Genomic DNA, 21,953 nt, shown 5'->3' with positions numbered 1-21,953 from the left:
TCGATCGCAAGCTACATCCAGGGCGGCGTCGGCAGGCCCTTTTCCTTAAGGAAGACGGGGTTGAACAGCTTGGACTGGTAGCGCGAGCCATGGTCGCAAAGCACCGTCACGATGGTGTGGCCCGGACCCATCGCCTTGGCCAGTTTGATCGCGCCGGCGACGTTGATCCCCGCCGATCCGCCCAGGCACAGGCCTTCGTGTTGAACGAGATCATAGAGGACCTGCAACATCTCCTCGTCGGAGACGCGGAATGGATCATCGATGACCAGGTCCTCGAGATTGGCCGTGATCCGGCCCTGGCCGATCCCCTCGCTGATCGATGAGCCCTCCGATTTCAGTTCACCGTCCTTGTACCAGGAATAGAGCGCCGCGCCGTAGGGATCAGCCAGGCCGATCCTGACGCTGGGATTGCGTTCGCGCAGCGCCGCAGCCACGCCGGCCAGGGTCCCGCCCGAGCCGACAGCGCAGATGAATCCGTCGACCTTACCGCTTGTCTGCTCGAAGATTTCCGGGCCCGTGGTGCGGTAGTGCGCGTCGCGATTGGCGGTGTTGTCGAACTGGTTGGCCCAGATCACGCCGTTGGGTTCGCTTCTGGCAAGTTCCTCGGCCAAGCGCCCGGAATAGCGGACGTAATTGTCAGGATTGGAGTAGGGGACCGCGTCCACCTCAACCAACTCCGCGCCCAGCAAGCGGATCGCGTCCTTTTTCTCCTGGCTCTGTGTGCGGGGGATGACGATGGTCGTCTTGTAGCCCAGCGCCGAGGCGACCATGGCAAGGCCGATGCCGGTGTTGCCCGCCGTGCCCTCGACGATGCGGCCGCCGGGCTTGAGCAAGCCCTTGGCTTCCGCGTCCCGGATGATGGCCCGCGCCGCGCGATCCTTGACCGACTGCCCCGGGTTCATGAACTCGGCCTTGCCCAGGATCTCGCATCCGGTCGCTTCGCTGGCGCGGGCGAGACGGATCAGGGGTGTGTTTCCGATCGCGTCGAGGACGCTGGGCAGGACGGACATGGCGAGCCTTGGGGCAGTTTTTCGGATCGCTGGTAGATCGTGTCGCGCCGCCCGTGCGCAACCCCAGTTTTCCTGAAGGCGCAACACGTGCACGGGTAAAGCATCAATGGATGGAGGTGCTTAGGCCCTTATCCACAAGACACCGGATCGAAAGCTGAGCCCAAAGGCTGACCAATTAGGCTCGACTGAGACCCAGCTGGATCACGTTGGTCCGCTCAGTCCGGAAGCCCGCTTCGCAGTAGCTCAGATAGAACCGCCATAGACGACGGAAGCGCTCATCGAACCCGTCCTTGCGAATCTCGCTCCAGGCGGCTTCGAACCGGCGGGCCCATTCGGCCAGGGTGTCGGCATAATTCTGGCCGAAGCGCTTGAGATCACTCCATTCCAGGCCTGCGCGCTCGGTCTCTTCCTTCAGGCGGGCTTCGCTGGGCAGCATGCCGCCCGGGAAGATGTAACGCTGGATGAAATCGGTCTGTCCGCGATACTCGTCGAACAGTTCGTCGCGAATGGTGATGATCTGCAAGCCGGCGCGCCCGCCCGGCGCGAGAACGTCGCGGACCTTGCTGAAATAGGCAGGCCAGTACTCCTCGCCCACCGCTTCGAACATCTCGATGGAGGCGACGGCGTCGTAGCGGCCTTCGACATCCCGGTAGTCGACCAGTCGGATATCGGCCTTCTCCGAAAGACCCTGTTCGAACAGACGCTTGCGGGCGAAATCGTACTGCGCCTGCGAAATGGTGATGCCGGTGACCTTGGCCCCCACCTCCTTGGCGGCGAACTCCGCAAAGCCGCCCCAGCCGCAGCCGATCTCCAGCACATGCTTGCCCGGCGCAAGATCGATGGTGCGGGCCAGCGCCGCATACTTGGCGCGCTGCGCCTCCGGCAGCGATTGGCCGGGCCGTTCGTAGAGCGCTGATGAATAGGTCATCGTGGGGTCTAGCCACCGCGAGTAGAAACTGTTCCCCAGGTCGTAGTGGGCGTGGATGTTCTTCTTCGAGCCCGAGCGGCTATTGCGGTGCAGGAGGTGGTAGAGACTGTGAATGGCCCGCATCAGCGGATTGCCCGACACCAGCGCGCCCAGCTTGTCGAAGTTCAGTGAGAACGCCTCTAGCACGGCCGACAGGTCAGGTGTTTCCCATTCGCCCGCCATGAAGCCCTCGGCGAAGCCGATAGCGCCGGACGTAAAAGCCCGTCGCATGAAATTGTAATCATTGACCTTGAGCGTCGCATCAGGACCCGGATTCGGCCCGGTGATCCTGAGCGTCTTGCCAGTCGGCAGGATCCAGGTGATCGAGCCAGCGTCCCAATTGCTGGCGACGACACGCAAGGCCGCGCGGAAGGCTGTGGGGGCGGTTCGCAGATCGGGATCGTTCCAGAGCGCAGTTTCCAAGGCTAGGCCTCGCATCCGGTTACGCGTTCATTAACGCCTTCGACGACCGCCCTGTAAACCCCGCGCTCATCTAGAGGCTGTGATAAGCCTCCAGCGCACGCTCCCGCGCCTTGGCGTGGTCCACGATCGGTCGGCTATAGAGACGTTTGGCGCCGGCGGTCAGATGCAGGGGTTTGGTCCATGGCTTGTGGATAACCTCGTCAGGCATGCTGCGCAGCTCGGGAACCCAGCGTCGGACATAGTCACCCTTGGGGTCAAACTTTTCGCCTTGGGCGATGGGATTGAATATCCGGAAGTAGGGGGAGGCGTCAGCTCCGCTGCCGGCGGTCCACTGCCAGTTGCCCACGTTGTTGGCCAGATCGGCGTCCACAAGCGTATCCCAGAACCAGGCCTCACCCTCACGCCAGTCGATCATCAGGTGCTTGATCAGGAACGAGGCGACGATCATGCGTACCCGGTTGTGCATGAAGCCTGTCGTCCAGAGTTCACGCATCCCGGCGTCGACGATTGGGTAGCCGGTCTGGCCCTTTTTCCAGGCCTCCAGCGCGCGCTCGTCCTTGATCCAGGGAAAGCTGTCGAACTCCGGCTTGAAGTTTCGGCTGGGCATCTGCGGCCAATGGAACAGGATCGAATGGTTGAACTCGCGCCAGCCGATCTCCGACAGGAACTTGTCGGCCTCGGCGACCGGGATGTCCCCCTGGTCCGCGGCGTTGCGGGTCGCCATCCAGACCTGGCGAGGCCCGATCTCTCCAAAGTGGAGATGCGGCGAGAGCTTTGATGTCGCCTCGACGCCCGGGACGTCGCGCTGGTCTCCGTAGCCGTCGATCGGACCTTTGAGGAAGGCGTCAAGCCGCGCGTGGGCGCCCATTTCTCCGGGCGTCCAGGCGGCGAAGCCTTGGGACCAGTCGGGCTTTGTCGGGTGCAGCCCCCAATCGGCGAGGCGGTCGCCATGGGGAGCACAGTCCGACGGCGCCAGGCGACCAGGCGCGCCGGTCGCCTCCACGCGGGTCAGATGCTCGCGCGCCGCGCGCCAGTAGGGGGTGAAGACCTTGTAGGGTTGGCCCGAACCGTTCTTGACCGTCCAGGGCTCGTTCAAAAGGCTGGCGTTGAAGCTCTGGCAATCGACGCCGCGATCCTTGAGGGCGGCCTTGATCGCCGCGTCCCGGTCCATGGAGGCCTGGTCGTAGAGCCGGTTCCACAGGACACAGGTCGCGCCGGATTGCGCGATGACCTCATCGAGCACCTGCGCTGCGACGCCTTTGCGGAGGATGAGCTTGGCGCCCAAGGCCTCGAGGCGCTCAGCCAGGCTCGTGAGCGACTTGTCGAGCCACCAGAGTGAAGCGCCGCCCATCGGGCGCACGCCAGGCGTCTCGTCGAGAATGTAGAGCGGGATCACCGGACGGCCGCTCTCCGCAGCATGGCGCAGAGCCGGATTGTCGGCTATGCGCAGGTCCTTGCGAAACCACACGATGACGGCGTCAGAGCCCGCCTTGCTGTCGCCAGAGTCGTTCCGCACTTGCACCGTCTTGTCCCAAGGGTCACCTCTGGGGCGCCCGAAGCCCTAATACGCTGGAATAGCCGCCGTGGATCAGCCCAAAGCCGTCGCCCCCAACGCCGTCGTCGAGATCAAGACGCCGAACGGCGCGCCCGTTCGCATCGGCAACGGCGAAAAGCTGTCGATCATCGCCGGCCCCTGCCAGATGGAGAGCCGCCAGCACGCTCTGGAGACGGCGCACGCGCTGAAGGAGATGGCTGACCGTCTGGGGGTCGGCCTGATCTACAAGACCTCCTACGACAAGGCCAATCGCACCTCGGCTAACGCCCAGCGCGGCATCGGCTTGAGGGACAGCCTGGCGATCTTCCAGGAGATCCGCGAGGTCACCGGCCTGCCGACCCTGACCGACGTGCACGAGACCAGCCACTGTCCGATCGTGGCCGAGGCCGTCGACGTCATCCAAATCCCGGCCTTCCTTTGCCGCCAGACCGACCTGCTGGTCGCCGCCGCCAACACCGGCCGCGCGATCAATATCAAGAAGGGTCAGTTCCTGGCCCCCTGGGACATGAAGAACGTGATCGCCAAGGTCACGGGTGCGGGCAACCCCAACGTCATGGCCTGCGAGCGCGGCGCCTCGTTCGGCTACAACACCCTGGTGAGCGACATGCGCAGCTTGCCAATCATGAAGGAGATCGGCTGCCCCGTGGTGTTCGACGCCACCCATAGCGTCCAGCAGCCGGGCGGGCAGGGCACGTCCTCGGGCGGCCAGCGCGAGTTTGTGCCGACCCTGGCCCGCGCCGCCGTGGCGGTGGGCGTGGCCTGCGTCTTCATCGAGACCCATCCCGATCCCGACAATGCGCCGTCGGACGGTCCGAACATGGTGCCGATGAACCAGTTCGAGGCCCTGGTCGCCAACCTACTGCGCTACGACGCCCTGACCAAGGCCGCCTGAGCATGAGCCGCCGCATCGTCCTGGTCACCGGCGGCGCCGGTTTCATCGGTTCGAACATCGTCGCGCGGCTCTGCGAAGACCCGGCGCTGGATGTTGTCGTCTGCGATCGCTTGCGCGACGCGGCCAGCGGCAAGTGGCGCAACATCGCCAAGCATACGATCGCCGACTTCGTCGCGCCCGAGCAGCTGTTCGACTGGCTCGCCAAGCGCGGCGCCGAGGTCGAGCTGGTGGTCCACATGGGCGCGGTCTCTTCGACCACCGAAGTCGACGCCGACAAGATCGTGCAGTCCAACTTCGTGCTTTCGCGCGACCTGTGGGACTGGTGCGCCCAGCACGGCAAGCGCCTGTTCTACGCGTCGTCCGCCGCCACCTATGGCGACGGCGGCCTGGGTTTCGACGGCAAGGACGATCTGGCCTCGCTGCGGGCCCTGCGGCCCTTGAACGCCTATGGTTGGTCCAAGGCCCTCTTCGACATCTATGCCGTGCGTGAGGCCCAACGTGGCCATGCGCCGGCCCAGTGGGCGGGCCTGAAGTTCTTCAACGTCTATGGCCCCAACGAGGACCACAAGGGCGGCATGAAGTCTGTGGTGGCCCAGATCTGGCCGCGCATCGCGGCGGGCGAAGGGGTGAAGCTCTTCAAGTCGCATCACCCGGACTACCAGGACGGCGGCCAGCTGCGCGATTTCGTCTATGTCCGCGACGTGGTCGACGTGGTCGGCTGGCTGGCCAACAGCCCGGCCGTCAACGGCGTCTTCAATCTCGGTTCGGGTAAGGCGCGCTCGTTCCGGGATCTGGCCGTGGCCACCTTCGAGGCGGCGGGCCGCGAGCCCGATATCACCTATATCGACATGCCCGAGGTGCTGCGAGGCAAGTACCAGTACTACACCCAGGCCGACATGAGCCGCCTGCGCGCGGCTGGCTACAACGCCCCGATGACGGCGCTGGAGGACGGTGTGGCCGACTATGTGGCGGGCTATCTGAACACCGACGATCCCTACCGCTAGGCGCGCCCCGCTAACGTCGGGGCACGGTTGCCGTCCATTTCCGCGAGCGTAAGCTGAACGCCGATAAGTCGGGTCGAGCCCCGGCAGGCAGGGAGCGAGAAATGGTCGGCATCGCCGCCTGGGGCGCCTATGCGCCGCGATTGCGTTTGAGCCGCAAGGCCGTCACCGAGGCCAACGCTTGGGTCGCGCCGAACCTCAAGGCCAAGGGCAAGGGCGAGCGGTCCATGGCCAACTGGGACGAGGACGCCCTGACCATGGCGGTCGAGGCGGCGCGCGACGCCCTTGGTCCCGAAGACGATCGCTCGCAGATCGACAGCCTCTATTTCGCCTCGACGACCGCGCCGTTCGCCGACCGGCTGAACGCGGGGATCGTGTCGGCGGCGCTGACCCTTGAGAAGTCGATCACCGCCAGCGACGTGACGGGCTCACAGCGTTGCGGGCTGACGGCGCTGGGGCAGGCGCTGGCTGCGGGCGGAACCTCTCTCGTCGCGGTGGGCGAGCACCGCAAGGCCCGTGCGGTCTCGGCTCAAGAGCTGGACTTCGGCGACGGCGCAGCCGCCTTCGTGATTTCGGATGGTCCCGGCGCGGCCGAGTTCCTGGGGCGCGGCAGCGTCACCGACGACTTCGTCGACCACTTCCGGGGCGATGACGGGGGCTTTGACTACTACTGGGAAGAGCGCTGGATCCGCGACGAGGGAATCGTCAAACTGGTTCCGCCGGCGATCGGCAGGGCGCTTGAGGTTTCGGGGTTAAGTGCTTCGGATATCGATCATTTCTGCTTCCCGTCGACATTCGCCGGCATGGCCGCCACCGTCGCGAAGTCTGTCGGGATCAGGCCGGAGGCCGTCCGCGACAACCTCGCCGCCGTCATGGGTGAAGCGGGCTGCGCGCATGGTCCGATCATGCTGGCCCACGCGTTGGAGCAGGCCAAGGCCGGGGACACCATCCTGGTCGCCCAGTTCGGCCAAGGGGCCGAGGCCCTGGTGTTTCGCGCCACAGGCGAGGGCGCGCGTCCTGCGCGGGGCGTGACCGGTTCTCTCGCCGATCGAGAAGTTGAGACCAACTATCTGAAGTTCCTGACCTTCAATGGCCTTGTTGACTGGGACAAGGGCATGCGGGCCGAGAAGGACAACAAGACGGCCCTGACCACCCTCTATCGCAATGAGGACATGATCCTGGGCCTTGTGGGCGGCCGCTGCCGCGAGACGGGGGTCATTCAGTTCCCGCGCACCCGCATTTCGGTGGCCCCTAACAATCCCGCCGTCGACACCCAGGAGCCGTACAAGTTCGCCGAACGCCGCGCGAGCATTCTCAGCTACTCGGCTGATTATCTGACCTTTTCGATGGCCCCGCCGAACCACTATGGCATGGTCGTTTTCGAGGGCGGTGGCCGGATCATGATGGACATCACCGACGTCTCGCCGGGTGACGTCGAGACCGGCCTGCCGGTGCGGATGGTGTTCCGCATCAAGGAGGTCGACGAGAAGCGCGGCTTCGTCCGCTACTTCTGGAAGGCCACGCCCGACCGGGCCGCCATCGCCGCTCAAACCTCGCAAGCCGCCGAATAGGGAGACCGACATGCCTCAAGGTATCCGCGATAAGGTCGCCATTCTCGGGATGGGCTGCAGCAAGTTCGGCGAACGCTGGGACGCTGGTCCTGACGACCTGATGGTCGAGGCCTATTTGGAGGCCATGCAGGACGCCGGCATCGAACCGACCCAGTTGGATGCGGCCTGGTTCTCCACCCATATCGACGAGATCGGCTCGGGGAAGGGCGGCACGCCGCTGTCGATCGCCCTGCGTCTGCCCAACATCGCCGTCACCCGCGTCGAGAACTTCTGCGCCTCCGGTTCAGAAGCCTTCCGCGGCGCGGTCTACGCGGTCGCGGCCGGCGCGGCCGACATCGCCCTGGCCGTCGGGGTCGAGAAGCTGAAGGACACCGGGTACGGTGGTCTGCCGGTTGCTAACCCAGGCACGCTAAGCCCGCAGGTCATGCCAAACGGGTCGGCGCCCGGGAACTTCGCGCAGCTGGCCAGCGCCTACCGCGCGAAGCATGGGGTTTCCAAGGAAGACCTCAAGCGCGCCATCGCCCACGTTTCGGTCAAGAGTCACGCCAACGGCGCCAAGAACCCCAAGGCCCACCTGCGCAAGCCGATCACAGAGGAGCAGGCGCTGAACGCGCCGCTGATCGCCGAACCGCTGGGCCTGTTCGACTGCTGCGGCGTCTCGGACGGCGCGGCGGCGGCCATCGTCACCACGCCCGAGATCGCACGCGCCCTCGGCAAGCACGACCTGGTCACCGTCAAGGCCTTGCAGCTGTCGGTCTCCAACGGCTACGAGAGCCAGTACAACGGCTGGGACGGCAGTCACTTCCACACCGCCCGCATCGCCGCTGGCAAGGCCTACAAGGAGGCCGGCATCGAGCGTCCGCGCGAGCAGATCTCGATGATGGAGGTGCACGACTGCTTCTCCGTCACCGAGCTGGTGACCATGGAGGACCTGTTCATTTCGCCGGAAGGCCAGGGCTGGCGCGACGTGCTGGATGGCTTCTACGACGCCGACGGCGGCGTTCCGTGCCAGATCGACGGTGGTCTCAAATGCTTCGGCCACCCGATCGGCGCGTCGGGCTTGCGGATGCTGTACGAGATGTACCTGCAGCTCCAAGGGCGCGCGGGCGAGCGGCAGTTGGCCAACCCGGTGTTTGGCATGACTCACAATCTGGGTGGCGCGCCGGCCAGCAATGTCTGCTCGGTCGCCATCATCGGCCAGGAAGGGGCTTAAAGCCGTCCAAGGCTTGGTGTAACCCAAGCGCATGGGCGGATCTTTCCAAGGCTTCAAGCGCTGGATTTTCGCGGGGGTGGCGCTGTTTCTGGCGCTGATCCTCGCGGCCGCCTTCATCTGGCGCTACGACATCCTCAGCAACGCGCTGGATCCCAAGATCCCGTTTCTGACCTACAAGCCGCCGCCGGCGCCGGACTATGGCAAGCGCGAGGCCTGGGCCCTGCTGCCGGCCAAGGCGGAAGCTCCGAGCGCAGATACGTCGCCTGTCGATGTGTTCTTCGTCCATCCCACCACCTTTGATGGCGGCCGCGACTGGAATGGCGGCATCGACCAGCCGAAGGCCCAGCGCTTCCTCTCGCGGGTGGTGCTGCCGAACTATGCGGGGCCGTTCGAGCGGGTCGGGCGGCTCTTCGCGCCGCGATATCGCCAAGCCAGCCTCTATACCTATCTGACCCTGCGCGACGACGCTCGCGACGCGCGCCGTTTCGCCTATGGCGACGTGCTCCAGGCCTTCCGGGCCTATACCGCGCGTTACGGTCAGGATCGTCCGTTCGTGATCGTCGGGGTCGAGCAGGGCGGCTCAATGGTCGCGCGGCTGCTCCGCGAGGAGATCGCGGGCAAGCCCGAGCTCAAGCGCCGTCTGGTGGCGGCCTATCTGATCGAGACCATCGTGCCGGCCGACGAATACGGCGCCGACGCCCCTCTGAGGGCCTGTCTCAAGCGGGGACAGACCGGCTGCGTGGCGGCCTGGGCTTCGGCCCAGGAAGGTGACTTCCGCGCCGCCCAGGAGCTGACGGGACGCTCTCTCGTCTGGGACGGCGCGGACCAGCTGGTGAACCTCGAGCATCGTCAGCCGCTGTGCTTCAATCCGCTGCTGGGCGCTGTCACGACCGAGCGCGCCCCGGCGCGCATGAACCTGGGCGCGGCCAACGCCACCGGCCTGGACTGGGGCGCCCGTCCGGCTTTCTTGCAGCGCCAGGTCTCCGCGCGGTGTGAAAACGGACTCCTGCGCACCAGCCGGCCGAAGTCGAACGCGCTACGCGACACGGGGTCCTGGGCGGATCGGCGCAAGGTCGACGGCTTCAATCTATTCTATGCCGACATCGAAGCTGATGCCGTGATGCGAGCCGAGGCCAAGATAGGTCGCCCACTAGGCCCCGTCGCCGCCGGCCAGCAGGGCGGCTAGCCCGCCGTAGGTCGGTTGATCGATGGCGATCTGACCGATCGCGGTCGCCTTCAGATGGGCGAGAACGCGCGGGTCCTGTGGGGATAGCCGCCCGCTTCTGAGCGCCAGGCAGAGCTGATGGTTGAGCGTCTGGAAGTCGCCTGTCTGGCCAAGGAGATCCGTCAGCCGTCCCGTCGCCTCGGCCTCTAGCGGCCCACCTTGCTCGGCCTCACGCGCGAGGATCGCGCGAGCGTTGTCGGCCACGCGGGCGAGAAAGACGTGGCGTGCGTCGCCTGGGGCGGCGGATTCGGCGTCGAAAGCGGCGACGGCTTGCTCTAGCTCGGCGGCGGTCGGATGGCTGATCACGCCGCGCTCTCCATCAGGGTCACCAGATCGATCTCGGCTTCGCTGGTCCGCCGCCCGATCATGGCGCGCTCGACCGAGGTGTCCGCGCCGGTCGCGAAGCTCTGGTACATCATCAGGCACATCACCGCCCATTTCAGTGAGCCCAGCGCCTGCCAGAACCGGACGCGGTCTAGCGCGATCTCACCGCCATAACCCGCCAGCAGTTCGGCGTAGTCACCAAAGCCGCCGACTGGCTTTCGCCATTCCCCAAAGCGCCACGAGTTGACACAAATCCATCCCAGGTCCTCAGCCGGGTCGCCTAGATGGGCCAGCTCCCAGTCGAGTACGCCGACGAGACCTCGGTCCGGATGGATCATCAGATTGCCGTTTCGGAAGTCGCCATGGACCAGTACGGGCCGCTCGGGCGGCGACGGCGCAATGGCCTCCAGCCACCGGAACGCGGCCTCCAGGATTGGCCGCTGCGCACCAAGGTCGCGATAGACACCCTCGTAGCGGGCCAGTTCGCCGCACGCATCCGAAGTCGCCAGCGGCGGCAGCTGATCGGCCGGCGTGGCATGGATCTGGGCCAGCACCTCGCCGCAGCGGCGGGCGAGCCCCGCACGAACTCCGGCGAAAGCCTCATCGCGGACGATACGGCGACCCAGGGTTTCGCCTTCGAGCCGATGCATCACATAGGCTTCGCCCAACCGGTCGCCCGGCTCACAGATGTGGGCCACGCCGGGGGTCGGCGCGCCTGCGGCGCCAGCGGCGCGGATCAGGGCGGCTTCGGACGCGAGGGGCAAGGCGGTTTCACGGGGCAGGGCGCCATCCGGGCGACGACGCAGGATCAGCGGCGTGCCGTCGCTCAAGTCGAAAGCCCAGGTTTCGAGACTGGCCCCGCCCGAAAGGCGCCGTGCATTGACGACGCCGGTTGCTGCGGGCGACAGGCGAGGAGCGAGCAGGTCGAGAGCGGTGGCGACGTCCATGGACGGATGGTTTCCGGCCTCACCTTGCGTCACGCAAGAGCCTCCGCGCTTTACGACGAACGCGGCGCGCCTTACGCACAGGTCGCTCACGCGCTTGAAACAGGATCTCCCATGCCCTCCGGCCTTGCCGCGCTGCTCGACGACGTCGCGGCCATCACAAAGCTCGCCGCCGCTTCGCTCGACGACGTCGGCGCCGCCGCGGGCAAGGCGGGGACAAAGGCGGTCGGCGTGGTCGTCGACGACGCTGCGGTGACGCCCGGCTACGCCATGGGCTTCACGCCTGATCGGGAGCTGCCGATCGTCTGGAAGATCGCGGTGGGCTCGCTTCGCAACAAGCTGATCTTCCTGCTGCCTGGGGCCCTCCTGTTATCGGCCTTCGCGCCCTGGGCGGTGACGCCCATCCTGATGGTCGGGGGCGCCTATCTCGCCTTCGAGGCGACGGAGAAGGTCCTGGAGGCGTTCACTCCCGAAGCCGAAGGCGAAGCGATCGAAGAGCTGGCGCTCAGCGGTCCTGATCTCGAAAAGCAGAAGGTCGACGGCGCGATCCGCACCGACCTGATCCTCTCGGGCGAGATCATGGCGATCGCCTTGGCCGAGGTCGCGCACCTTAGCCTGCCGCTGCAGGCCGGCGCGCTGGCCTTGGTGGGCGTGTTGCTGACCGTGGTTGTCTATGGCGCGGTCGCGTTGATCGTGAAGATGGACGACATCGGCCTGCACCTGTCCCGCCGCCCGAACATGCGCGCGCAGGCTTTCGGGAGAGGTCTGGTGAAGGCCATGCCGGTGACGATGGAGGCTCTCACGGTGATCGGAACAGCGGCCATGCTCTGGGTTGGCGGTGGCATTATCGTGCACGGACTCGAGCACTTCCACTTCACGCCGATCCCCCACTGGGTTGAGGGCCTCTCACGTTGGGGGGCTCAGGCGCCGGTTGTGGGACCTGTGACCGGTTGGCTGGCTTTCGCTCTGGGCTCGGCGGTTGTCGGCCTGGCGATCGGCGGAGTCCTGGCGGGGGTCATGCACCTCTGGCATCACCGCAAGGGCGCGGCGGCGCACTGACCCCGGGGACTAGCCCGCCTCGTTCAGCGCCGATGTCGGCTTCCAGTCAAAGAGTTCCTGCAGCATCCGCAGCGCTTGGCCGCGCGGCGAGGTAAGCGCCGGGTCGCGCGCCAGGATCAGGCGGGCGTCGTCGGCCGCGACGGCGATCAGGTCGCGGTGCGCGACAGGGTCGGCCAAGCGATAGGCCGGGAAGCCGCTCTGTTTCAGACCGAGCGGGTCGCCGCCGCCTCGAAGCTCAAGATCCTTCTCAGCGATCTCGAAGCCGTCGTCGCTGCGCCGAAGGATGTCCAAGCGCTGTTGGGCCACCTCCGACAGCGGCGGGTCGTAGAGCAGCACGCAGGCGCTCTCGCGCGTTCCCCGGCCCACCCGCCCGCGCAGTTGGTGCAACTGGGCCAGGCCAAAGCGGTTGGCGTGCTCGATGACCATGATGCTGGCGTTGGGCACGTTCACGCCCACCTCGACCACTGTGGTGGCGACCAGCACGCTGACCTCGCCGTCGACGAAGCGCTGCATGACTGCGTCCTTCTCGGCGGGCGGCATCTGGCCATGGACGAGGCCAACGCCCGGCAGATGGCGCGCGAGATCGGCTGCGCGGTCTTCGGCGGCGCGCAGGTCGACCTTGTCTGACTCTGACACCAGAGGGCAGATCCAGAAGGCCTGAGCGCCGCCGGCGATCGCGCCGCGCAGACGTTCGATGATCTCCGGCACACGCGGCGTTGGCGCGGCGCGGGTGGCGACGGGCGTGCGGCCCGGCGGTTTCTCGTCGATCCGGGACACGTCGAGGTCGCCAAAGACGGTCAGTTCCAGCGTCCGGGGAATGGGCGTCGCCGACATGGCCAAGAGATGCACGCCTTCGCCCTTTTCCTGTAGGCGGCGACGCTCGTTGACGCCGAAACGATGCTGTTCGTCGATGATGGTCAGGGCTAGGGAGCGGAATTTGACGTCGTCCTGGAAAAGTGCGTGAGTGCCCACGGCGATGTGATGAGTCCCCTCGGCGAGGCCCGCCAGCTTGGCCGCACGACCAGCGCCCTTGTCGCGTCCCGTGAGCAGGATCACCGACAGGCCTAAGGCCTCAAGAGGCGCGGCGATGGTCTCGAAGTGTTGCCGGGCCAGGATCTCGGTCGGGGCCATCAAGGCCGACTGCAGGCCCGCGCTGGCGGCGTCGGCCATGGCCAGCATCGCGACCACTGTCTTGCCGGAACCGACGTCGCCCTGCAGCAAGCGGCTCATCCGCTCGCCGGACGCAAGATCGCCCCGTATTTCGGAGAGCGCGCGAATTTGTGCGCCGGTCAGCTTGAAGGGCAGGGCCTTCTCGGCCGCGTCTGAAAGCGGGCCGGCCGGGACACGCGGGCCGGGGTGCGCGCGGCGGGTCGCCTTGCGCTGCGCCAGCGCCAGTTGATGCGCCAGAAGCTCATCGTAGGCCAAGCGTCGGCGCGGACACGCAAGAGGCGATAGATCCGCTTCACTTGCGGGCGCATGCAGCGCCGCCAGGGCCTCTCGCCAGGTCGGGAGCTTTTCGCGCTCGCGCCAGGCGGCGTCTTGCCATTCCGGCAGCGCGGGGGCGCGCTCCAACGACTCAAGCGCGAACTTTCGAAACGTCCGCGAGGGCAATCCATGGGTAGCGGGATAGACCGTTTCCACGAACGGAATATCGCCGGCCTTCTCCTCGGCGACGATGTAGTCGGGGTGGGCGATCTGCAGTTCGGAGGCGAAGCCTTCAGGCCGCTCGACCTTGCCGCTGACGGCTCGGCGGGCCCCTTTAGGGTGCTGGCGCTCTAGATGCGGCCCGTGACCCTTGAACCAGACCAGCGTCAGGAATCCCGTCCCGTCCCAAGCCCGGATCTTCCAGGGCTGCCCCAGGCGATGCGGCGGCTGGTGACCGTCGATGGTGACGAGGAAGGTCTGGACCTGGTCTTCGACCGCTTGGTCAACCGTCGTGGTCATACGCCGGATCAGCCCTGACGGCGCGGTGAACAGCACGTCCCGAACGATGGGTCCGGCCAGCTTTTCAACCAGCGGCGCGACGCGCGGCCCCACGCCTTTGAGCGTGGAGACTGAGGTGAACAGGGGGAAGAGAATCTCCGGGCGCATGCGTCACGACCTTAGCCGCCCCACCGCCTTGCGGGCGAGCCTAGTCGGCCTGATTCATCACAGGCTGAAGCGCGATCACCAGATCGGAGTACTCCTCGGCGCGCGAGGCTCCCGAGACGTTGAGGCGGGTGTACAGGCCCGTAGCGCCATGACGGGCGTAGGCCTCCGACCAGCGGGCCTTGGCGTCCACGAGATTGTTGGCCTGACCGGCGAACACCACCGCGCCCTTGGCGTCGAGATAGACAAAATTCCCAGCGATCGTTGTCCCAGGTTCGCCGTTCTCGGCCAGTTTATAGCGGTACACGGCGCCCGAGGCGCCCTTGAGTTCGATGTAAGGCTTCACGCTGTCCTCGCCATAAAAAGCCACCCGGCGTCGGCGGTCAGGTCGTGAAGCGTCCCGTGGGCCAAATTATGGCTGCAGGACGCCCGATCTGGCCAGGAACCGCCGGGTCCGCTCTTCGCGCGGCGAGGCGAGGAGCTGACGCGACGGTCCTTGCTCCACGATCACGCCGCCGTCCATGAAAATCGTCCGCTCGGCCACGTCGCGGGCGAAATCCATCTGATGGGTGACGATCACCATCGTGCGCTTCTCTGCGGCGAGGTCCCTGATAACAGCCAGGACTTCGCCCACCAGTTCGGGGTCCAGAGCGGAGGTGGGCTCGTCGAACAGAATGACCTCGGGGTCCATCGCCAGGGCGCGAGCGATGGCGCAGCGTTGCTGCTGGCCGCCGGAGAGGGCGGAGGGGTAGGCCTCGACGCGATCGGAAAGCCCGACTTTTTCCAGCAACGCCAAACCCTTGGCGCGCGCCTTGGCTGGATCTTCCTTGCGAACGACGATCGGGCCTTCGATCACGTTCTCTAAAGCCGTTCGGTGCGGGAACAGGTTGAAGCTCTGGAAGACGAAGCCGACCCGTCCGTTCAGCGCCTTGGCCAGGGGCGTTTTGGTGTCGGCGTTCACCCCTGCGATCGTCAGGGCGCCGTCGTTGATAGGCTCAAGACCGGCCAGGCAACGGAGCAGGGTGCTCTTGCCCGAGCCGCTGGGACCAATAATCGCCACCGCCTCGCCGGGCGCGACAGCCAGGTCCACGCCCGCCAGGACGGGCGTGTCGCCGAAGCTCTTCTTCAGGGACTTGGCGTCGATCGCGCTCATCGGCGGCCCTCTGCGGCACGGCGCTCAAGGCGCGTCTGGACGGCGGCCAGGATCGTGGAGAGGATCCAGTAGATCGCCGCCGCAGCCAGATACATGGTGAAGATCTCGTAGGTCCGCGCGGTGATCAGCTGGGCCTGGCGGAACAGTTCCGGCACCTGGATGGTCGCAGCCAGCGAGGTGTCCTTCACCAGGCTTATGAAGCTGTTCGAGAGCGGCGCGACGGCGGTTCGCGCCGCCTGGGGCAGGATCACACGGCGCAGGGCCTGGCCACGGCTCATGCCCAGTACGCTGGCGGCCTCCCACTGGCCCTTGTCGACGGCGGCGATCGCGCTGCGCAGGATCTCGCAACTGTAGGCCGCCACGTTCAGCGAAAAGCCGATACCAGCCGCCAGGAGGGGCGGCATCTCGATCCCGAACTCGGGCAGCCCGTAGTAGATCAGGAACAGCTGGACCAGCAGCGGCGTGCCTCGAAACGCCGACACATAGACAGCGGCCGGCCATCGCAGCAGCGCCGAACGCGACAGGCGCATCAGGGCCAGGACGAAGCCCATAGCCACTCCAAGGCTCATCCCGATGACGCTGAGGATGATCGTATAGCCCGCGCCCTTCAGCAGGAGCGGGGCCGACTGGCGCAGCAGGTCGAGGCCGGTGTCCATGGCGCTATTGGGTGACGTCCATGCCAAACCACGCCTGCGAGATCGCCGCGAGTTTGCCGTTAGCCCGCAGGGCGTCGATGGCCTGGTTGATCACGACCTTCAAGCCGGGATCCTTCTTCATGGCGACGCCCGAGCCTTGCGCAGCGAACGGCTGTCCAGAGGCGACGAACTCGGGGGAGGTCTTGACGAAGTCGGCGGCGACCAGACGATCGTTCAGCACCGCATCGATCCGGCCGGCGCGCAGGTCCTGATACTTGGTGGGATCGTCCTCATAGCTGCGCACGTCCGCGCTGGGCACGTTGGCGCGGAGCCACTGCTCGTAGTTGGTTCCTAGCCCCACCCCGACCTTCTTGCCTGCGAGGTCTTCGGGTTTGCTAGGCGCAGGCTTGCCCTTCAGCGCAATGATCTGAATGCCTGAGACGGTGTAGGGCTCGGAGAAGTCGTACTTGGCCTGACGATCGGGGGTGATGGTGATCTGGTTGATGACCACATCGACGCGGCCCGACTCCAATGAGCCCAACAGCCCGGCGAACGGCGCCGGGCTAAACTCGACCGCAAGGCCTAATTGCTCGGCCAGCGCCTTGGCGAAATCGACCTCGAAGCCTGCGAGTTGGCCCGCCTTGTCCTGGAAATTGAACGGCGGGTAGGTGCCTTCCAGGCCGACACGCAACTTGCCCGACGCCTTGATCCGATCCCAGCCCCCAATATCGGCCTCCGTCTTCTTACCGCATGCGGCGAGCAGGGCGAGGGCAAGGCCGGAGATCACAGCGCGGCGGGCAGGGAATCGCATCGAATAGACCTTACGGCGAAACAATGTCGCGCATTTCTATACAGGCGCGCGCGGTCCGCTAGCCAGCATCTGGAGAAAGGGGGGCGCCTACGCCCCCGCTGGTCCGGATCAGCGCTTGCGGACGAAGACCGTGCCCGCCGAATAGCCGGCGCCGAAGCTGCAGATCAGGCCGGTCTCGCCTGGCGCGAAGTCGTCGTTCGCCGAGTGGAAGGCGATGATCGAGCCGGCCGAGCTCGTGTTGGCGTACTCGTCCAGGATGATGACGTTCTCGCCCGGCGCGGGATCGCGACCCAGCACCTTGCGGCCGATCATTTCGTTCATGTTGATGTTGGCCTGGTGAAGCCACAAACGCTTGAGGCCCGTAGGATCGACGCCCAGGTCCTGGGCGTGCTGCACGATCATCTCGCTAACCATCGGCACGACCTCGCGGAACACCTTGCGGCCTTCCTGAACGAAGAGCTTGTCCTTGGCGCCGATCCCTTCCGGCGCAGCGCGGTTCAAGAAGCCGAAGTTGTTGCGGATGTTGTTCGAGAACTGGGTCTTCAGGCGCGTGCCCACAATCTCCCAGCCGCCTTGCGCCTGGTCGGCGTCCTCGATGATTACCGCCGTGGCGACGTCGCCGAAGATGAAGTGGCTATCGCGATCCTTGAAGTTCAGGTGACCCGAGCAGATCTCGGGATTGACCATCAGCACCGTCTTGGCGCTCCCGCTGGTGACAAAGTCGGCGGCGGTCTTGATGCCGAAGGTCGCCGAGGAGCAGGCGACGTTCATGTCGAACGCGAAGCCCTCGATGCCGAGCGCCTGCTGCACCTCGATCGCCATGGCCGGGTAGGCGCGCTGCATGTTCGAGGCCGCGCAGATCACCGCGCCGATCTCCGAGACGGGCTTGCCCCAGCGTTCGATCGCCTGCTTGGCCGCCTCGACAGCGATCTCGGCCAGGATCGAGATCTCTTCATTCGGGCGTTCGGGGATGATCGGCCGCATCAGGTCGGGGTCGACAATGCCGTCCTTGTTGACGACGAAGCGCGACTTGATGCCCGAGGCCTTCTCGATGAATTCGGGTGAGGATGGGGCGAGGGCCACGACGTCGCCGGCCGCGATGGCCTCGGCGTTGGCGGCGTTGAAGCGCTCGACGAAGGTGTTGAAGGCCTCGACCAGCTCGGCGTTCGAGATGCTGTGAGGCGGGGTGTACAGCCCCGTGGCGGCGATGACGGCTTGCGGCAAGACGACGGTCCCGATGATGCGCGCGGACCTCGCTCCGGTGGGAGTCGGGTCTGCGTTCTGACGCTTGTTTGAGCGCGTAGATAGCACGGTTGGCGGTCTCGTCATCCACCCGCGGTCGGGCGATCGACACGCAATGGCCCCAAACGGGGCCGTGAACCGCCGCATGGTCGCCGCGTTATGCTCCTAGCAGGGGATGGCTGAGTGGGCTGAAGACTACGAGTAGAATTGGAGTATAAGAATGAAAACTCTCATCGCTACCACCCTGGTCGCTGGTTCGGTTCTCGCGGCCCCGATGTTCGCCCAAGCCCAGACCTCTCCGGACATCTATGGTTCGCTGAACTATGGTCAAACTCGAACCAAGGGCGCTGACACCGGCGCAATTCAGGGGCGCGTCGGCGCCAAGCTTACGCCTTATTTCGGCGTCGAGGGCGAGGTCGCCGGCGGCGTCGATAGCGACAAGATTTACACCCCGGGCGGTCCTGCACGAGTGAAGATGGAGCATCAGGTCGCGGGTTACGCCGTGGGCTACCTCCCCGTGAATCCGAACTTGGACCTGACGGCGCGCGTCGGTTACGGCACGACCAAGTTCAGCACCAACAATCCTGCGGCGACGCAGTTCGATGGCAGCCGTGACAGCTGGAACTATGGCGTCGGCGCCGAGTACAAGCTGGACGGCAAGAACGGCATTCGCGCCGACTGGACGAAGTCGGAGTACACCAAGAGCGACCTGAGCTCGAACACCGTGTCGGTTGGCTACGTCCGCCACTTCTAGTTGACAGGCCCTCGACCCTGAGTGTGGCGCGTCCTTACGGGCGCGCCATTCTCTTTGGGCGCTTGACGACGGTTCCCCGGTCGTCAATCTGAACGGCAATAAGTTACGGGGGGATGCGGCGGTCTTGGACAAGGCGCTGTTGATTCAGTTGGGCGGCTCTGTCGTCGCTGTGACGCTGTTGGTGGCGTTCGTTCGTTGGCTGGGCGTGGCTCGCCCAACGCCCCCTCTTGACGCCGAGTCGGCCAAGGCGCTGCTCGATGTCGAATTCCCAGATCATCGTCCCAAGGCGACCTGGATCGCCGCCGATGGCGCCGGTTTGATCGCCCGTGACGCGGACCTCGCGCTGATCCTCTATCGGCGTGGCGACGGCTATGTCGCGCGGGACCTTCCGTGGACCAAAGTCGCTTCGCTGAAGCCGACCGGCGGCCGTCTGGCCGTTCGTGTTTCCGACGCCCGTCCCACCTTCGCCGTCAACGACGACGTCTGGCCGCCGAAAGAGCTCGCCTGATGCTGAAAGCCCCCTTCGACCCCGTCCAGCTGGCGATACCGTTCTTCGTGCTCGCCATCATCCTGGAAATCCTGCTGGGCCGCTTTGGCAAGGCCAAGGCGAACTACGAGACGCGCGATACGGCCATGTCGCTCAGCATGGGCCTTGGCAGCACGATCGCCGGCGCGCTGTTCGGCGGCGTGGTCTTCGCCACCACGGTCTGGGTTTATCAGCACCGGCTGTTCACGATCCCGATGACGGCGGTCTGGGCGTGGGTCGCCGTCTTCTTCCTGGAGGACCTGACCTACTACTGGTTCCACCGCATCGCCCACGAGCGGCGGTTCTGGTGGGCCAGCCATGTGAACCATCACACCTCAACACACTACAACCTGTCGACCGCCCTGCGACAGACCTGGACCGGCGGCGTCGCCGGAACCTGGCTGCTGTGGCTGCCGCTATCGTTCCTGGGCTTTCCGCCAGCCATGGTGGCGATCCAGAAGGGGATCAGCCTCGTCTACCAGTTCTGGATCCACACCGAAGCGGTCAAGCGCATGCCGCGCTGGTTCGAGGCGGTGTTCAATACGCCCTCGCATCACCGCGTCCACCACGCCCGCAACCCGCGCTATCTGGACGCCAACTACGCCGGCATCCTGATCATTTGGGACCGGATGTTCGGCACTTTCATCCCCGAGGTCGACGAGGAGCCTTGCCGCTATGGCACGGTGAAGAACCTTGGGAACTTCAACCTGCTGCACAACGTCTTCCACGAGTGGGTCGGCATCGCCAAGGACGTCGCGGGCTCGAAGTCGCCGAAGGAGGCGCTAGGCTATGTGTTCGGCTCGCCAGGCTGGAGCCCAGACGGCTCGCGCGACACCTCGCACACTTTGAAGGCCAAGTGGCGGGCGCGGGTCGAAGCCGAAAAGGCGAGCTAGTCTCGCAGCAGCGGAAGCGACAGCCCCGTCGCCTGCCGCGTCGCCAGCATCTCGCGGCGGAAGCGGAACAGTTCGGCCGGACGGCCACCGGTTTCAGCGTCGAGCCGGCCCAGGCCCTCGACCAGTTCCTCACGCTCAACGACGCGGCGGAAGTTCTGCTTGTGCAGGGGTACGCCGGCGATGGCCTCGACCGTGCGCTGCAGGGTCGAGAGGGTGAACTCCTCGGGGGTCAGCTCGAACACCACCGGGCGATACTTGATCTTGCCGCGCAGGCGCGAAAGGCCTGTGGCCAGGATTCTCCGGTGGTCTGAGATCATCGGTTCGCCGAGAGCCGCCGACAGGGCGGCGGGTTCGGCGGGGTCCTGACCGTCGGCGCGGGCCCGGTCGCGGGCGGCTTCGGGGGCGAGGCCCGCCTCATAGAGAAGCTCATACCGCTCCAGCACCCGCTCCTCGTTCCACGGCGCGCCGTCCAGAGCGAAGGCCAGGCGGGCGCGGGACCACTTGCCTGCGTCATCAGCGGCCCAGCGTTTGAGCGCAGGCGTGATGGCGTCGTCGAGCAGGGCGGGGCGGCCGGCGCGCCAGTCCTCCCAGGGGAAGAACTGGGTCCACGGGGCCCAGGCGGTGTCGGGGGCGTCGGTGTCGACCGCCTTGGGCGTCAGGCCCAGATAGCCGACTGAAACAACGCGCGCGGCGCCGGCCCCCACCTCGGCGCGGGGCGCGTCGCGGCCCTTGTCGCCGAAGGTGTAGAGCTGCTCGACATAGCCCAGCTGGAAGCGAGTCTGCTGGGTCACGAAAGCCCTCAGGCCCAGCTCGAAGGTGCGGTGCGCCTCGGGATCGAACGGGCCGAACGGCAGGCCTGAGAGCGGCGAGGCGATGTCGGTGACCGCGTCGTGCGGCCGCACGGTCAGGACCACGGCCTCGCCGTCGCGGATCGCGACGACTACCGCCGACAGACCGATGACGACCGCCGTGTTCATCGCACCCCGCTACTCGGTTTCGAACGCCGCGTCGGGCGCGGACTCATAGCCCGCCGCGCGCGACAGTACGTGGAAGCGCTGCACATAGCGCGTCTGGGCCTCGAAGGGCGCCAGCGGCGTGATCTGCAGATCATAGCCGGCTGGCGGCGCGCCGAAGATGGCTAGCGACTCGCCGTGCTCGAAGCCCGCCAGCTGGGTGGCCTCGAAGAAGGCGCAGGCGCGGTCGGCCTGCTTGATCAGCTTCTTGATCGGCGCGGGGGTCTTTACCGGAAGACCAAAGCGAATGTGGATCGCGTCCTCCAGCCGGGTCTCGAAATCCTTGTAGCTGACGCCCAGCGCCGCCTTGAACGGGCTGATCATGTCGCCGATCACATACTCGCTGGCGTCGTGCAGCAGTGCGGCCAGGCGCCAGCGCGGTTCCAAGTCGGGCTTGATGTGCGCGGCGATCTCCTCGACGACCAGACTGTGCTGGGCGACGGAGAAGCCGTGTTCGCCGACGGTTTGGCCGTTCCAGCGCGCCACGCGCGCCAAGCCATGGGCGATGTCCTCGATTTCGATGTCCATCGGCGACGGATCGAGCAGGTCGAGCCGACGTCCGGAGAGCATTCTTTGCCACGCGCGGGGCGGTCCGCCCCTTTGCAGCCCTTTGGCCACGAGATCGTTCCTCACGATGAAGTCGGTTGACTGGCG

General features: G+C 66.0%; 22 protein-coding genes. 9 read left to right on the top strand and 13 right to left on the bottom strand.

The window, feature by feature from the left end; all coding sequences use genetic code 11:
- Positions 1–11: 11 nt before the first annotated feature.
- The 3 genes from J2X45_RS04200 to J2X45_RS04190 form a co-directional block, all read right to left on the bottom strand.
- Positions 12–1,010: a cysteine synthase A gene (locus J2X45_RS04200; protein WP_310211612.1), complete on the bottom strand. Its 999-nt coding sequence runs from the start codon at positions 1,008–1,010 to the stop codon at positions 12–14.
- 175 nt (positions 1,011–1,185) lie between these two features.
- Positions 1,186–2,415 carry a cyclopropane-fatty-acyl-phospholipid synthase family protein gene (locus J2X45_RS04195; RefSeq protein WP_310211610.1) on the bottom strand — a complete coding sequence of 410 codons (1,230 nt, stop codon included), beginning with the start codon at positions 2,413–2,415 and terminating at the stop codon, positions 1,186–1,188.
- Between the two features lie 55 nt (positions 2,416–2,470).
- Positions 2,471–3,922 carry a deoxyribodipyrimidine photo-lyase gene (locus J2X45_RS04190; RefSeq protein ID WP_310211608.1) on the bottom strand — a complete coding sequence of 484 codons (1,452 nt, stop codon included), beginning with the start codon at positions 3,920–3,922 and terminating at the stop codon, positions 2,471–2,473.
- Positions 3,923–3,983: 61 nt separating this feature from the next.
- Here J2X45_RS04190 and kdsA point away from each other — a divergent pair, with 61 nt between their 5' ends.
- The 5 genes from kdsA to J2X45_RS04165 all read left to right on the top strand — a co-directional run bounded on the left by kdsA (position 3,984) and on the right by J2X45_RS04165 (position 9,818).
- Positions 3,984–4,847 carry a 3-deoxy-8-phosphooctulonate synthase gene (gene kdsA, locus J2X45_RS04185; protein WP_310211606.1) on the top strand — a complete coding sequence of 288 codons (864 nt, stop codon included), beginning with the start codon at positions 3,984–3,986 and terminating at the stop codon, positions 4,845–4,847.
- Between the two features lie 2 nt (positions 4,848–4,849).
- On the top strand, positions 4,850–5,851 hold the full coding sequence (rfaD, locus tag J2X45_RS04180; protein WP_310211604.1) for an ADP-glyceromanno-heptose 6-epimerase: 1,002 nt from the start codon (positions 4,850–4,852) through the stop codon (positions 5,849–5,851).
- 101 nt (positions 5,852–5,952) lie between these two features.
- Positions 5,953–7,419: a hydroxymethylglutaryl-CoA synthase family protein gene (locus J2X45_RS04175; protein WP_310211602.1), complete on the top strand. Its 1,467-nt coding sequence runs from the start codon at positions 5,953–5,955 to the stop codon at positions 7,417–7,419.
- Positions 7,420–7,429: 10 nt separating this feature from the next.
- A complete protein-coding gene (locus tag J2X45_RS04170) occupies positions 7,430–8,632 on the top strand; it encodes an acetyl-CoA acetyltransferase (RefSeq protein ID WP_299017382.1) in 1,203 nt (400 codons plus the stop codon).
- Between the two features lie 31 nt (positions 8,633–8,663).
- Positions 8,664–9,818 carry a DUF3089 domain-containing protein gene (locus J2X45_RS04165; protein WP_310211600.1) on the top strand — a complete coding sequence of 385 codons (1,155 nt, stop codon included), beginning with the start codon at positions 8,664–8,666 and terminating at the stop codon, positions 9,816–9,818.
- Here the strand turns inward: J2X45_RS04165 and J2X45_RS04160 are convergent.
- Positions 9,783–10,163 (bottom strand): DUF6285 domain-containing protein, encoded by a 381-nt coding sequence (locus J2X45_RS04160; protein WP_310211598.1) that lies wholly within the window; start codon positions 10,161–10,163, stop codon positions 9,783–9,785. The genes J2X45_RS04165 and J2X45_RS04160 overlap by 36 nt on opposite strands.
- Positions 10,160–11,128, bottom strand: coding sequence for a phosphotransferase family protein (locus J2X45_RS04155; protein WP_310211596.1), 969 nt, complete (start codon positions 11,126–11,128; stop codon positions 10,160–10,162). Before J2X45_RS04155 ends, J2X45_RS04160 begins: the two co-directional genes overlap by 4 nt.
- Before the next feature lie 111 nt (positions 11,129–11,239).
- Here J2X45_RS04155 and J2X45_RS04150 point away from each other — a divergent pair, with 111 nt between their 5' ends.
- Positions 11,240–12,184 carry a DUF808 domain-containing protein gene (locus tag J2X45_RS04150; RefSeq protein ID WP_310211594.1) on the top strand — a complete coding sequence of 315 codons (945 nt, stop codon included), beginning with the start codon at positions 11,240–11,242 and terminating at the stop codon, positions 12,182–12,184.
- A gap of 9 nt (positions 12,185–12,193) precedes the next feature.
- Here J2X45_RS04150 and recG read toward each other — a convergent pair whose 3' ends face one another.
- The 6 genes from recG to J2X45_RS04120 form a co-directional block, all read right to left on the bottom strand.
- A complete protein-coding gene (gene recG, locus J2X45_RS04145; protein WP_310211592.1) occupies positions 12,194–14,275 on the bottom strand; it encodes an ATP-dependent DNA helicase RecG in 2,082 nt (693 codons plus the stop codon).
- Positions 14,276–14,315: 40 nt separating this feature from the next.
- Entirely contained in the window at positions 14,316–14,618 is a 303-nt protein-coding gene (locus J2X45_RS04140) for a hypothetical protein (protein ID WP_310211590.1), read from the bottom strand.
- A 66-nt stretch (positions 14,619–14,684) separates the two neighbouring features.
- Positions 14,685–15,425, bottom strand: a complete 741-nt coding sequence (locus tag J2X45_RS04135; protein WP_310211588.1) for an amino acid ABC transporter ATP-binding protein — start codon at positions 15,423–15,425, stop codon at positions 14,685–14,687.
- Positions 15,422–16,081, bottom strand: coding sequence for a cystine ABC transporter permease (gene tcyL / locus J2X45_RS04130; RefSeq protein ID WP_310211586.1), 660 nt, complete (start codon positions 16,079–16,081; stop codon positions 15,422–15,424). Before tcyL ends, J2X45_RS04135 begins: the two co-directional genes overlap by 4 nt.
- A gap of 4 nt (positions 16,082–16,085) precedes the next feature.
- Positions 16,086–16,871, bottom strand: coding sequence for a cystine ABC transporter substrate-binding protein (gene tcyJ / locus J2X45_RS04125; protein WP_310211584.1), 786 nt, complete (start codon positions 16,869–16,871; stop codon positions 16,086–16,088).
- A gap of 108 nt (positions 16,872–16,979) precedes the next feature.
- A complete protein-coding gene (locus J2X45_RS04120; protein WP_310211582.1) occupies positions 16,980–18,095 on the bottom strand; it encodes a beta-ketoacyl-ACP synthase III in 1,116 nt (371 codons plus the stop codon).
- A 238-nt stretch (positions 18,096–18,333) separates the two neighbouring features.
- On the opposite strand from J2X45_RS04120, the gene J2X45_RS04115 reads away from it, so the two are divergent.
- The 3 genes from J2X45_RS04115 to J2X45_RS04105 all read left to right on the top strand — a co-directional run bounded on the left by J2X45_RS04115 (position 18,334) and on the right by J2X45_RS04105 (position 20,286).
- Positions 18,334–18,867, top strand: coding sequence for a porin family protein (locus tag J2X45_RS04115; protein WP_310211579.1), 534 nt, complete (start codon positions 18,334–18,336; stop codon positions 18,865–18,867).
- Between the two features lie 124 nt (positions 18,868–18,991).
- A complete protein-coding gene (locus tag J2X45_RS04110; RefSeq protein WP_310211576.1) occupies positions 18,992–19,375 on the top strand; it encodes a hypothetical protein in 384 nt (127 codons plus the stop codon).
- The gene (locus J2X45_RS04105) at positions 19,375–20,286 is read left to right on the top strand and encodes a sterol desaturase family protein (protein ID WP_310211574.1); all 912 of its coding nucleotides are present in this window, start codon (positions 19,375–19,377) and stop codon (positions 20,284–20,286) included. The genes J2X45_RS04110 and J2X45_RS04105 overlap by 1 nt, the downstream gene beginning before the upstream one ends.
- Here the strand turns inward: J2X45_RS04105 and J2X45_RS04100 are convergent.
- Both J2X45_RS04100 and J2X45_RS04095 read right to left on the bottom strand, forming a co-directional pair.
- Entirely contained in the window at positions 20,283–21,263 is a 981-nt protein-coding gene (locus J2X45_RS04100) for an NrtR DNA-binding winged helix domain-containing protein (RefSeq protein ID WP_310211572.1), read from the bottom strand. The two genes, J2X45_RS04105 and J2X45_RS04100, sit on opposite strands and share 4 nt — an antisense overlap.
- A gap of 9 nt (positions 21,264–21,272) precedes the next feature.
- Entirely contained in the window at positions 21,273–21,917 is a 645-nt protein-coding gene (locus J2X45_RS04095) for an HD family hydrolase (protein ID WP_310212095.1), read from the bottom strand.
- Between the last annotated feature and the right edge of the window lie 36 nt (positions 21,918–21,953).

This window comes from Caulobacter sp. BE264 (assembly GCF_031457805.1).
Classification (GTDB): domain Bacteria; phylum Pseudomonadota; class Alphaproteobacteria; order Caulobacterales; family Caulobacteraceae; genus Caulobacter.
This window is presented reverse-complemented; position numbering and strand designations above follow the sequence as displayed.